The following is a 13,231-nucleotide window of genomic DNA, read 5'->3' as shown; positions in this document are numbered from 1 at the left end:
AAAACGCCAAATGCTATATTCATGAAAAAGTTAAGTCTGAATGCCCTACTTCCGTATATACTTTGCATTGTATTGTTTTATGCAGTTACTATTATTTATTTCAAACCTGAGTTTTTTGATGGTAAATCATTGTTTCAGAGCGATATTGTACAGTATGAAGGAGCATCAAAAGAGGCAAATGATTTTAACAAAACTCATGAAGAAAAGACCCTATGGACAGGGACGATGTTTGGTGGTATGCCGATTTATCTGATTCATGCCGACTATCCTGACCTCGCTTTGGCAATGATAGATTGGACTTTCAAAGGGATATTTTTCAGAGATAAAAATGCACACCAACTCTTACTTACCCTGATTACCACTTTTTTTGCCCTTGCGTGCTTTGGTGTAAGACCTTGGATTGCCGCTATTGGGGCGGTAGCTTTTGGACTCAGTACGTACAATCTTATCATTATAGAAGTCGGACACATGACCAAATCTTGGGCAATCGCTTATGCTCCTTTGGTCTTGGCAGGAATGTATTTAGCTTTTCAGAAAGAAAAAATTTGGCAGGGTTTCGCGCTTTTTACCTTAGCCCTTGCTTTAGAACTTAGAGCCAATCACTTACAAATTACTTATTACTTGGCATTTATTGCCGTTTTTTATGGGGTTAGCGAGTTGGTTTTTGCTTTTAAAAACAAAACTCTTCCTGATTTTGCCAAAGCTACTGCCTTGCTCATAGTCGGAGCGAGTTTAGCCGTAGGGACAAGTGCAGGAAGGATTCTGACCACACTGGAGTATGGCAAGTATTCTCAAAGAGGTCCTGCTGAGCTTACTCCGCTTGATGCTGAGGCACAGGGCACAGGAGACGGTTTGGATAGGGACTATGCCTATAACTGGAGCCAAGGCAAGTTTGAAACGCTTACTTTGCTGATTCCCAATCTGTACGGAGGCTCAAGTAATGAAAAACTAAGTAAAAAATTTGAAACATACCAAATCCTACAAAACGCAGTACAGCAAGGTCAGTTATCTCCTGAGGAATTTAAGCAATACATTGAACGCGCTCCTTTTATGTATTGGGGCGACCAACCTTTCACAGGAGCACCTGTTTACGCTGGGGCTGTCGTATGTTTCTTGTTCATTTTAGGTTTGTTGCTCATAGAAGACCGCTATCGGTATTGGCTGTTAGCTGGGGTAGTAATGATGATGATGATTTCTTGGGGACGCAATTTGGAGTGGTTTAACTATACCATGTTTGACTATTTCCCCGGATTCAACAAGTTTCGCTCTGTGTCTATGGCTCTGTCATTGGCTGTAATGCTCATGGTTATTGTAGGAATTTTAGGATTAAAAAACCTGATAGAAGTAGGGCAGAATCAGCAAGATTTTAATATGATTTTCAAAAAAATACTTATTGCCTTTGGCGCAACGGGAGGCTTGGCTTTGTTACTATGGCTTGTGGCGGGGAGTTTGGATATGTCAAGCCCTACCGATGAGCAGTTAGGTGGATTGCGAGATGCAGTATTAGAAGATAGAGCAATGATGCTAAGAAATGATGCCTTGCGAACTTTCTTTTTTATTACTTTGTCAGTAGTAGCGATTTATTTTTTCCTCAAAAAGAAAATTTCTTTACAAATCACTACCTTAATCATTGGCTTGCTGATAACTGTGGACTTATGGACAGTAGGGAAAAGATACCTAAGCGAAAGCGATTTTAGCAAAAGTAGAAGAACAAGTGTACATCAGCCTACGCCTGCCGATGAGAAAATACTGAAAGACAAGGATTTGAGTTATAGAGTATTGAACCTGAACAATCCTTTTAGTGATGCCCAGACTTCTTACTTTCACAAATCTCTTGGGGGATACATTGCCGCCAAATTGCGCCGCTACCAAGACCTGATAGAGCGACAACTCAGCAAAGAAATGCAAATGATGATAGGAGATTTGCAAAAAGGCAGACCACAATTCGCTAATTATAGGATAATCAATATGTTGAATACCCGATATATTAAGGCAAATGAAAGTGAAAATGGGGTGCTTAGAAATCCGAATGCTTACGGCAACGCTTGGTTTGTTTCTAATATTTTAGAGGTAAAAAATGCAGACGAGGAGATGAAAGCCTTAGATACCTTACGACCCGATAGCGTGGCTGTGATAGACATTAGCAAGTTCCAAGTAAGCAAAAAACAATTTGCTACCGTCGGGGAAATCAAAATGACTGCTTACCAACCCAACCGCTTGGAATACGAATATACTGCTGATAATGAATCCTTTGCTGTATTTTCAGAAATCTATTATCCTGAAGGTTGGACAGCAACTATAGACGGGCAGCCTGCCAAATTTGTAAGAGTGAATTATATTTTAAGAGGTATGGAAGTGCCACAAGGCAAGCACAAAATAGCATTTACCTTCCATTCCAAAGCCTACGAAACAGGAAGTACTATTACGATGATTAGCTGTGTATTGGTACTTTTACTGAGCGTAGGAGCGTTAGGTTTTACCTTCTGGAAAGGGAAATGAAACTATCTATCCTCAAAATTTATTCTATCTATCTTCTTATTCTTTTTCTTAAAACAAGACTATCTTTGCCTTTGTTTTAATTTTAAACAGGCTTATTTGTCAGAAAACGGCGAATAAGCCCTTTATTGGTTTATGAAAGTCGAGGATTTTGTAAAAAAATATACTCAGGATACAATAGTGCAGTCTATCGCCGAAACACTCAAAGGCGAAAAGTATAAACACCTGAAATTAAAGGGCTTAGTAGGTAGTTTAGATGCAGTAGTCGCAAGTGCCTTGTACCTGCTCCAACCTGCTTTTTCGCATATCTTTGTCTTGCACGACAAGGAAGAAGCCTATTATTTTGCCAATGATTTGCAAAACTTATTGCCCAACAAGGAAATTTTGTTTTTCCCCACTTCTTACAAACGTCCCTACCAGTTTGAGGAAACTGAAAATGCCAATGTCTTGCAGAGAGCAGAAGTACTAAGTCGTATCAATCAAAATCGCGTGCTGGGCAGTAGCAAAGGCGATTTGATAGTGAGCTATCCAGAAGCATTGACCGAGAAAGTAATTAATAAAAAGTCTTTGGTGGAAAATACTTATCCTTTGAAAGTAGGAGATAGTTTAGACTTAGAGTTTTTAGGAGAAGTCTTGCAAAGCTATGAGTTTGAGCGCACTGACTTTGTGTATGAAGCGGGACAGTTTGCGATTAGAGGAGGGATTATAGACATTTTTTCCTATTCCAATGAAAAACCGTATCGCTTGGAACTCTTTGGAAATGAGATAGAAAGCATCAGAACTTTTGACCCTATTTCCCAACTTTCAGAAGAAGTATTAGAACACATCATTATTATCCCTAATGTAGGGGCAAAACTTTTTTATGAGGTCAGAGAATCATTTTTCAAATTCATTACTCCTTCTACGCTTCTGTGGTTCAAAGACTTAGGCTTGACCAAAGAGATTATCCAAAAATATTTTGAAAAGGCAACGGAGGCATTTGAAACTACCCTTTCAGGTGGTAATATCCAACTCATTTCTAAACCCGAAGACCTATTTGAAACCGCAGACAGTTTTACAACTTTGGCAAGTGAGTTTGTGCAGATAGAGTTTGGAAAGAAGTTTATCTCAGGGGTTGGGGTGGGGCAGACTTTCTCCTTCGAAGCCAAGCCCCAGCCTTCTTTCCACAAGGATTTTAACAAAATTGGAGAGCATTTGGACGAGATGCAAATCAATGGTTATCAGGCAATTATTTTTTCTGATTCGGCAAAACAGTTGCAAAGGCTGAGTTTTATTTTCGAGGAAACTAACCCCAATATCCATTTTGAACAAGTTTTGACTTCGCTAAGAGAGGGCTTCTCTGACAAAAACCTGAATCTCTGTGCCTATACCGACCACCAACTCTTTGAACGCTTCCACCGCTACAAGTCTAAGGAAAATTATAGTAAGTCTAAGGCGATGACTTTGAAGGAGTTGCGTAGCTTGCAGATTGGAGATTTCGTAACCCACGTCGACCATGGGATTGCGCGTTTTGCTGGTTTGGAAAAAGTAGAAGTCAACGGGAAAATGCAGGAGTCTATTCGCTTAGTTTTCAGAGATGATGACTTGCTTTATATCAATATCCACTCCTTGCACAAAATCGCTAAGTTTACGGGCAAAGAAGGAACAGTGCCTTCGCTGAACAAATTAGGCTCGCAGGAATGGGACAACAAGAAAAAAGCAGTTCGCAAGAAAGTACAAGATATTGCCAGAGAACTGATTAGCTTATATGCCAAACGCAGAGAGGCAAAAGGTTTTGCTTTTAGCAAAGACAATTACTTACAAGCAGAATTAGAATCCTCTTTTCTTTACGAAGACACACCTGACCAAGCCAAAGCGACAGCAGAGGTAAAGACGGACATGGAAAAGCCCTACCCTATGGACAGATTAGTATGTGGCGATGTGGGCTTCGGAAAAACAGAAGTAGCGATTCGTGCCGCATTCAAAGCAGTATGTGATTCTAAGCAAGTGGCTGTGCTTGTTCCTACAACGATTCTGGCGATACAACATTTCAAGACTTTTAAAGAACGTTTAAAAGATTTACCTTGCAAAGTCGACTACATCAATCGTTTTAGAACAACCAAAGAAATCAATCAGGTTCTCAAAGACTTAAAAGAAGGGAAAATAGATATTTTGATAGGTACGCATAGAATCGTGAATGATGATGTAGTATTCAAGGATTTGGGCTTGATGATTATAGACGAAGAGCAGAAGTTTGGAGTAAAAGTAAAGGAAAAACTCAAACATCATAAAGTGAATGTAGATTCCTTGACTTTGACAGCTACACCAATCCCTCGCACCTTGCACTTCTCGCTTATGGGCGCAAGAGATTTGTCGATTATCGCTACCCCTCCACCCAATCGCCAGCCTGTAAGCACGGAAATTCATACTTTTAGTGATGAGTTGATTAGAGATGCTATTCGCTATGAGTTGGAACGAGGAGGGCAAGTTTTCTTTGTGCATAATCGAGTGGCTGACATAGATTCTATTGCCAATATCGTTCTACGGCTTGTTCCTGATGCCAAGATTTGCATAGCACATGGGCAAATGGACGGGGCTTTGTTAGAAAAAACCATGCTCAAATTCATAGATGGAGAGTACGATATACTCATTTCAACCAACATCATTGAGTCAGGTTTAGATATTCCTAATGCCAATACGATTATCATTAATAATGCCCATCACTTTGGCTTAGCAGATTTGCACCAAATGCGAGGGCGGGTAGGTCGCTCCAATCGCAAGGCATTTTGCTATCTGCTAACACCTATGTTACAAGGACTTACTGCTGATTCTCGTAAGCGTTTGAGTGCCTTAGAGGAGTTTTCAGAGGTAGGTGATGGCTTCCGAATCTCCATGCGGGACTTGGACATCAGAGGAGCGGGAGATTTGTTAGGGGCAGAGCAAAGTGGATTCATCAGCGATTTGGGCTTTGAAATGTATCATCAAATTTTGGACGAAGCAATTCAAGATTTGAAAGAAAATGAGTTTAAAAGCCTCTTTGAGAATGAGTTAGAAAATGTGGTCAATGCAGTAAAAAAAGAGGATTTTGTGAAGGACTGTGCCATAGAAACTGACTTGGAAATTTTGATTCCTGATAGCTACGTTACCAATATTTCCGAACGCCTACAGCTTTATACACAAGCAGATAAGTTGGAAAATGAGGAAGAGATGGAAAAATTTAAAAAGATGCTGACTGACCGCTTTGGGAAATTGCCGGAGCAGGTAGAAGACCTCTTGAAAACGGTGAAACTGCGTTGGTTGGCAAAGAAAATAGGCTTGGAGAAATTGGTTTTGAAAAACCAGACCCTAAAGGGTTACTTTGCTCAAAACGACCTCTATTTCCAATCAGAAATTTTTGGTAGGGTTTTGGCTTTTGTGCAAAAACATAACAAAATCTGTAAGTTAAAAGAAACAAACAAGGGAGCAACTCTCATTATTGAGGAGGTAAAAAGCATAGAAAGGGCGATGAACTTATTGAGGGAGATTCAATGATAGGTTTTGTACGATTTAAGTAATTCGACAAAAATAAAAATCCTTGTATTTGTCAGTCCTATAAGGACTTGCGCTTTGTAACAGGTAAGATAGCATGAATGCTTTTTGAGTTTCATAGAAACGTAACTAATTTACTAACAAATATTTGTGTCGCTTCTACAAGACTATGCAATGCTTTGGCATAATATAATTTTACAAAGCGAGAACCTCTACAAGGTTAAATAAAAAGAATGATTAAAATTGTCGAATTACTTATATAAAATCTATCTAATTATAATTGTTTAACAAGGCACGATTGTACTGCAAAATAAAGCATTGGACGGCAGTTTTGATTGCCGCTTTTTCAGAAAACTCTCTAACATTGAGTTTTTTAAATGGGAAATCAGCACTGTATCCATGATTTTTATCTTCAAATTGGCTCACTGCCCCTATAGGTTGGCAAGTAATGGTAGGTGCATTTTTTTCGTAAATCACTCTCAAGGCATCTCCCTCATTTCTGAGCCACTGGTAGCCTTTGTAGCGGGCATAATAGATACTTACTGTAATTACTTCATTTTTAGCATCTAAGTTGGCTTTCAAAGTACTACTATAAGCCAAATAAGAGTTATTATTTACTACTGACTTAATAATAAGCGTATAAGTATCTGTCCCTGTAACTTTGACTACTTCATAGAAATAAAGCACATTATGTCGTTTTATCTCACCAGAGAACCAAAACTTGCTGTCAGAAGTATAGTAAAAATACTTGCTCATTCCCTCTGGCTGTAGCCAAGTTTCTAACAAAGTTTGTCGGTGTCTTTGAATCTGCTCTCGGTTAGGATTTTCCCCTACGACATCAGTAATGATTTTATTGCGAGTCAGAGAGATAAGACGTGCTTTCATTTCTTCTCGATTGGGAATGTTAGTTGGTGGGGTCGGTGTATTGGTTTTCTTTTTGGTTCTGTTATTAGGCATATCATTGTACTTTTTTTCTAAACTGCTCAAAAAATATCTTCCCTGCTCAAAAGTGCGGAATTTGGTTTCCTCGATAGTTGCCATTTCGTAAAGAAATTCTTTGTTAGTACTGTCTATACCCATGCTCTCTAAGCGTTTAGCTATTTTTTGCTGTTGTAAGGTATATTCTGCTTTTAGCCAAGCGTTAGCGTCTATTTCCTTCTGAATATCAAGCAATTTGCGAGGGGTTTCTGCTGCATCTATCACTTGGGTTACTTTGTTCATAAACTCTTTGTTGTACTTAGTATATAAGATTTCTCCTGCCAATTCTTTAATTTCAGGTTTTTGTAGTTCTTTGTAAAGAGCAATCAGGGGCTGCACATTCCCTTCAAAATGAACCTTATATAAGTCTATGTTGGTGTTTACTAAACCTTTGAGCGAAGGATACTCGTTACAAGCAAGCATGAAGCCCTCGAAGGTCTGAATTTTCGAGTGAAATGTCCTAAACTCCTCAATAGCATCTTTGGCAAAGTTAGTAGTCAGCGAATCTAAGTTACCCGCTCCAATAGCTACCTTTCGCAAGGTAACGTAATGAGGAATTCCTTTTTCGTGCTTTTGCAACCAGTAGTAGATTTTCAATCGCATCTCTGGCGTAAGAGTACTTGTATTGATTGTTTCCACTAATTGATTAGCGGCTTGTGCGGTATATTTATAATTTGCCAAAGAGGTCTTTCCTGATTCTGCCAAGCGTTCTACTTTCGCTAAAAGACTATTTTTTTGTACGTATTTTTCCAACAAGTCAAAAAGGCGGTTTTTGGTCATTTCCTTTTCCCCCGAGTAGCGATAAACAGAAAACAAAGTGCGCCATTTCTCCTCTAAAAAGCTGGCATCTGGATTTTCTCCTTCTACTATCACTTTGGCAAGCCACTGTAAAGCAATAGTATGGCTAATTTCGTACTCAAAATAGCAACGTGCTACATATATTTTTGCCTCTATAATTTTAGGGTCATTGCCACTTTCTTGGGCTTTGAGGTAGTTTTCAAAAAAGTTTTTCAAATCCAAATTGGGCTTGTCATCATAAATCATGCGCAAGTCTGTTTGCGAAAGCACCTGCTCTAAGTAATTCTTAGCTAAATTAATATCCTGCCCTATGCCATATCCTCCTGACACGTACAGTTGGAAAAGGCGAAATTTTGCCAAAGTTTGTAGGTCAGTGTTGCTGTTTTGGTTAGCAACTTTGATGTACCATTCTACTGCTTTTTTATAGTCTTTGATTTCGTCATGCTGCATCATTTCTGCCTTGCATACATCTGCAATCTTCATCATGGCTTGCACATCGCCTTTTTTGGCACGCTTCATTTCGTCTTTGTAGGGTTTCAAATCGGGCTTTCCCTTCTTTTGAGCAACAACATTCAGACTAATTAAAAGGGTAAATAATAGAAGCAAGATATTGGCTTTCATATAAATAGGTATTGGGAAAAGATACATATAGATTCTGAACAGTACTAATTCTAAGCAAAAATAAGACAAAATTTGATTAAAGGTAAGGTTTAATAATGAATAAAACCGTCTTTTGCGATAAAAACATAAGCCAAAAAACGGTTTAGGAAGAATAAAAAATACGATACGATTTGTGAAAAAAGATAATTATTTTCTGCCGTAGGTAATACCTTGCCAGTCATCGGTGCGGAAGGGACAGACGGGTAATCCTTCTTTGCTGAATAAGTTAGCATCTTCGGGATTGTTTGCCCAAGCATAGCGGACTGCAACGGGTTTGTTTATACTTTCATTTTCTACAATGACTTTATTTCCGTCAAAATAGGCTTTTGCCCAATAAAATTTTTTATCTTCTCCTGCTATTGCAAAGCCCTTGATGTAACCGTAGCGGTCTTTGACCATAAGTCCTGAACCTATGTTTTTAAAACTAATCACGATTTTATTACCATTGACCTGCATAGATTCGTACATAGGGCTGCTATAGATAATGTCCTCTTTATAGGCAACTTTTTTAGCGGCTAAGGCTAATCTTTTCCCTACATCGTGCTTATTTTTAGGGTGTATGTCATTGGCTTCTCCTATGTCTGTGATGACAGCCATGCCTGTATTGGGTAAAGATAGCGTCATGGTTTGTGCTTCTCTTAGCTCAGCCCAATCACTTTCTTTTGGCTCGTCCTCAAACTTCATAAAATTAGCTAACTGCACAAACAAGAAGGGAAAATCTCCTTGTTTCCACTGGTTACGCCAGTCTTGAATAAGGGCTGGGAATACGGTGCGATATTGGTAAGCCCTTCCAGCATTGCTCTCGCCTTGATACCAAATCGCCCCGCGAATAGCATAAGGTACAAGCGGATAAATCATTGCATTGTAAAGCAAAGTAGGACGGCTATTGGGTCCGAAACTTTGAGGCAGGCTAATGTTTTCTCCTAAACCTACTTTGTACTTCCAATTTCCTGCTAACTCAACTATTCTTTCTGTCCCCAAACCTACAAACATTTCCTCTGACTTACCATAAATACCTCCACCACCCCCTGTGTCTATTACTCTGATAGTAAGTGTATTTTTACCGTTTTTCAATTTATTAGCAGGAATTTTATACACTCTTGCCTCAGCATATTTTTGCATGGTTTGTCCTATTTTTTCGCCGTTGAAGTAGGTTTCATCACTATCATCTACTGCTCCTAAACTTAGTACTAAATCTTTACCAAGATACTTTTCAGGAATTTCTATTTCTTTTCTAAACCAGACTACCCCATCTAAATTAGGTAAACCTGCACTTTCCCAGAGTGTAGGGAGTTTCATTTCTTTCCAATCACTTGTATTTAAGTCGTTTTGCCACCATTTCTCTACCAAACCTATTTCTTTTACATTCACCATTTCCTCAAACCTTTTTCTCGCTTCCTCTGCTTCTCTTTTTGCTTTTTCTATAGCATCAGGCGTCCTCTCTAAATCTTCTACTACTGCCTTAAAATCAGGGATTTGCTTTGCTGCGCCTGCACTTATCCATGTTTCGGCGATAGTTCCTCCCCAGCTCGTATTGATGATTCCAATAGGTATTTTATAATGCTTATATAATTCTTTGGCAAAAAAGTAAGCCACCGCAGAAAAATCTTTTACATTATTTCCTACGGCTTCTTGCCATGTACCGCCTGTAATGTCTTTTTCAGGTTTGGCACTTAACTCTCTGGGAACGGTAAACATTCTGATTTGAGAGAAATTAGCTAAGGAAGGTTCTGTATTTTTGTAAGGTAGCCAGTCTATTTTCCATTCCATATTGGACTGTCCACTTGCTATCCATACTTCGCCTATCATGATATTTTTAATCGTAATCGCTTCTTTTTCTTTACCTTGTATCGTCATCTCAAATGCTCCCCCCGCCTTCATCTCAGCTAATTTGAGTGTCCATTTTCCATTATTGTCTGCCTTAGTAGTGTAGCGTTTGCCCAAAAAAGTAACTGTAATTTTTTCATTAGCATCAGCCCACCCCCAGATAGGCACGGGAATATCTCGCTGCAAAACCATGCCATCAGCAAAAATCTTGGGCATGATAATCTTAGCAAACGATTGATTATCTGACCAAAAAAGTAATAAAGTAAGATAAATAGTTATTTTTTTCATAATTACCATTATTTAGTTTGTTGTTAGAGAATAGTGAAAATATCTTGATGATTGAATATTTTTTAATTATCTGATTTTTTATATTTTTACTAATGACTCGTTGTGGAATTTTACTGCTTGATTATCAACAGACTACTTTTCCCGTCTTAGTTGGTTAATTCATCTAAATTAGTTACTGACTATTGTATAGAACACAGATAATACTGATTTTACTGACAAAACACGGATTTTTAAGTAACTTTTCGGAGCAAATCTGTCTAATCTGTAAAATCCGTGTTCTACTATTATTACATGAAAAAGTTATTTAATGAACATATTGCTTATAAGTAAGTAAACCTTTAATTAATAACTCCTCATTTGTGCCTTTCCTGCAAAACATCAATTACCTCATCTAAGCTACTACCTTTAGCTTCTAAAAGTACTAAGAAATGAAATAGCAAATCTGCCGCTTCGTTGTTAAACAGGTTCATATTTTCATCTTTCGCTTCTATAACCAACTCTACAGCTTCCTCTCCCACTTTTTGAGCAATCTTGTTAATTCCTTTGCCAAAGAGTTTGCTCGTGTAAGAATTTTCGGAAGGTTGTAATTTTCTTTCGCGAATCACCTCTTGCAAGTGTTGTAAGAAAGCAATTTTACCTTGATTTACTTCATTAAAGCAAGTATCGCTACCCGTATGACAAACTACTCCAGTGGGCTTGACCTTGATGAGCAAGGTATCTCCGTCGCAGTCTAATAGTATTTCCTTTACTTTCAAAAAATTACCTGAGGTTTCGCCTTTTGTCCAAAGTCTTTGCTTAGAACGGCTATAAAAGGTAACTATCTGTTCTTTTTGGGTTTTCTCAAAAGCCTCCTGATTCATATAACCAAGCATAAGGACTTTGTTTGTGGCGGCATCTTGAATGATGGCTGGCATAAGTCCTGATGCCTTTTCAAAATTTAATAAATTATTCATTTCTTTCAAGTAATATATTTTTTAAAATTATCACAATTTTAGATAAAAATATTCTATATTGCTGAAACTTTTAGATTTCTTTGCGAAAAAAATTGTAAATCAGTTAGTTGTAGCTGATGAGGTTATAGTTAGATAATGAATTATTATAAAGCAAATACTATTGAGGCATACACTGTTTTTTAAATTACTTTGACTTACTATTTTAATACTTGAAATGTTTGACGAATTTTTCTTTGCGCATGAAAAGAAAATCTTTGATTATTCACCTGATATTTATGCTTGTTTTTAGTGGTTTACAATCCGTAAATGCACAAACTAAAAGTGTAAAACCCAAGCCAGCGAATCCTGAGCCAGCCAAAACAAGTTCAGAGATGGCTTTTAATCGTTCTGGTACTCGCACAGATATATTGTTAGAAGAATATGAAAAACTCATTAAAGACAATCCGAATGATGTAGATGCTTGGTTTGGGAAAGCTAATTGTGAGTTTCTGTTGAAAAGACCTAAGTTATCTGTTTATTCTTTACATCAGGCTATCCGCTTGCAACCTACTCATGCAGGAGCTTATGCGCTGATGGGTAAAATTATGAAACTTACTAATAAAAACGACAGTGCAGCCATTTGTTATGAACTTGCATCTCAGTATGAGAAAGATGTATATAAGAAAGTAGATTACAAGAGTTTCATTATTATGAAACTCATCAAGGAGAAAAAAATGCAGGAAGCCTACAATAAAATCAAAGATATTTATGCTGTAGCCCCTACCAACCATAATGTGGCATTTTTCTATGCTAAAATGAGTAATTTCTTCAACCAGTACGAAGAAGCACAAAAAAGCATAAGAAAAATAGAGCCAGACTTGCAGAAAAAAGATTTAAGAGAAAGTGCCAAGTATTACTATGAACTGGGATATGCCTTATACCAACTCCAGCGATTTGACGAAGCTAAGCCTATTTTACAGAAAATCCAATTCGGACCCTTCAAAAGAAAAGTAGATAAACTCTCCGCCCCATATTTTTATAACTTAGCAAGCACCTATGCAAAGTTTCATGAGGAAAATATAAGCATGATGTACTTAGACCAAGCCCTTAGAATAGATAAAGACTTCACGAAGGCACACCTCCTCAAAGCGGAACTCTCCAAACGCAATCAAGATGTAAGTGCGACTATAGAACACATGAGAATGGCAGCTAATAATCAACCCGACCCTGTAAAAAAGCTGGCTTGGTATGATAAAATTGCCCAGACCCAAATGGAAGCAGGCGATTATGATGGTAGCTTGAATACTCTTAACGAAGCCATGAAACTAAAAGCAGGCAAGATTAGAGCAAGCCGTCCTGACCCTGATACATGGTTTTTGATGTGCTTGGCTCAGTATAAAATTGGAAATCATAAGGAAGCCATAGCAGATATTGATGATTTCCTTAGTAAGAAAATCCCTGTTCCTGCTTCTATCTTAGGTAGTTTTTACTTTTTGAAAGGTCTGGCAGCTAAAGGGGCTAACGACCTCAAATTAGCCAAAGAAGCCTTTAAATCTGTCTTAAAAATTCAAACTCTTATTAGAGATGCGGCAGAAGTAGAACTCATTGCCCTGAGTGAACTTAAATCTCTGGAGAACGAAGCTGACGACGATGCTGAGTAATCAACGAGCTAATTTGCTTAATTACTTATGTGATGCTATGCGTTTGAATAACAAATTATTAGCATCACTAAGCGTGTACTTTTA

At 38.0% G+C, this 13,231-nt stretch carries 6 protein-coding genes; 3 read left to right on the top strand and 3 right to left on the bottom strand.

What is annotated here, in order from left to right:
* Positions 1–21 precede the first annotated feature (21 nt).
* Both BM141_RS08605 and mfd read left to right on the top strand, forming a co-directional pair.
* The gene (locus BM141_RS08605; RefSeq protein ID WP_091543954.1) at positions 22–2,499 is read left to right on the top strand and encodes a YfhO family protein; all 2,478 of its coding nucleotides are present in this window, start codon (positions 22–24) and stop codon (positions 2,497–2,499) included.
* A gap of 132 nt (positions 2,500–2,631) precedes the next feature.
* A complete protein-coding gene (mfd, locus tag BM141_RS08600) occupies positions 2,632–6,006 on the top strand; it encodes a transcription-repair coupling factor (RefSeq protein WP_091543951.1) in 3,375 nt (1,124 codons plus the stop codon).
* Positions 6,007–6,273: 267 nt separating this feature from the next.
* On the opposite strand, the gene BM141_RS08595 is transcribed toward mfd, so the two are convergent.
* The 3 genes from BM141_RS08595 to hisIE all read right to left on the bottom strand — a co-directional run bounded on the left by BM141_RS08595 (position 6,274) and on the right by hisIE (position 11,507).
* Complete coding sequence (locus tag BM141_RS08595; RefSeq protein WP_091543949.1) at positions 6,274–8,400, bottom strand: SEL1-like repeat protein; 2,127 nt, start codon at positions 8,398–8,400, stop codon at positions 6,274–6,276.
* A 186-nt stretch (positions 8,401–8,586) separates the two neighbouring features.
* Entirely contained in the window at positions 8,587–10,554 is a 1,968-nt protein-coding gene (locus BM141_RS08590) for a sialate O-acetylesterase (RefSeq protein WP_091543948.1), read from the bottom strand.
* 353 nt (positions 10,555–10,907) lie between these two features.
* The gene (gene hisIE, locus BM141_RS08585; protein ID WP_091544162.1) at positions 10,908–11,507 is read right to left on the bottom strand and encodes a bifunctional phosphoribosyl-AMP cyclohydrolase/phosphoribosyl-ATP diphosphatase HisIE; all 600 of its coding nucleotides are present in this window, start codon (positions 11,505–11,507) and stop codon (positions 10,908–10,910) included.
* 239 nt (positions 11,508–11,746) lie between these two features.
* On the opposite strand from hisIE, the gene BM141_RS08580 reads away from it, so the two are divergent.
* Positions 11,747–13,147, top strand: a complete 1,401-nt coding sequence (locus BM141_RS08580) for a tetratricopeptide repeat protein (protein ID WP_091543945.1) — start codon at positions 11,747–11,749, stop codon at positions 13,145–13,147.
* Positions 13,148–13,231 lie beyond the last annotated feature (84 nt).

The organism is Thermoflexibacter ruber (assembly GCF_900113045.1).
Classification (GTDB): domain Bacteria; phylum Bacteroidota; class Bacteroidia; order Cytophagales; family Thermoflexibacteraceae; genus Thermoflexibacter; species Thermoflexibacter ruber.
The sequence above is the reverse complement of the archived record's forward strand: the minus strand, read 5'-3'. Positions and strand labels throughout refer to the sequence as shown.

What these genes read in the sequence shown, in the direction of transcription:
- BM141_RS08595 (WP_091543949.1), bottom strand. Translation starts at nt 8,400, where the DNA reads ATGAAAGCCAATATCTTGCTTCTATTATTTACCCTTTTAATTAGTCTG.
- BM141_RS08590 (WP_091543948.1), bottom strand. Translation starts at nt 10,554, where the DNA reads ATGAAAAAAATAACTATTTATCTTACTTTATTACTTTTTTGGTCAGAT.
- BM141_RS08605 (WP_091543954.1), top strand. Translation starts at nt 22, where the DNA reads ATGAAAAAGTTAAGTCTGAATGCCCTACTTCCGTATATACTTTGCATT.
- mfd (WP_091543951.1), top strand. Translation starts at nt 2,632, where the DNA reads ATGAAAGTCGAGGATTTTGTAAAAAAATATACTCAGGATACAATAGTG.
- hisIE (WP_091544162.1), bottom strand. Translation starts at nt 11,507, where the DNA reads ATGAATAATTTATTAAATTTTGAAAAGGCATCAGGACTTATGCCAGCC.
- BM141_RS08580 (WP_091543945.1), top strand. Translation starts at nt 11,747, where the DNA reads ATGAAAAGAAAATCTTTGATTATTCACCTGATATTTATGCTTGTTTTT.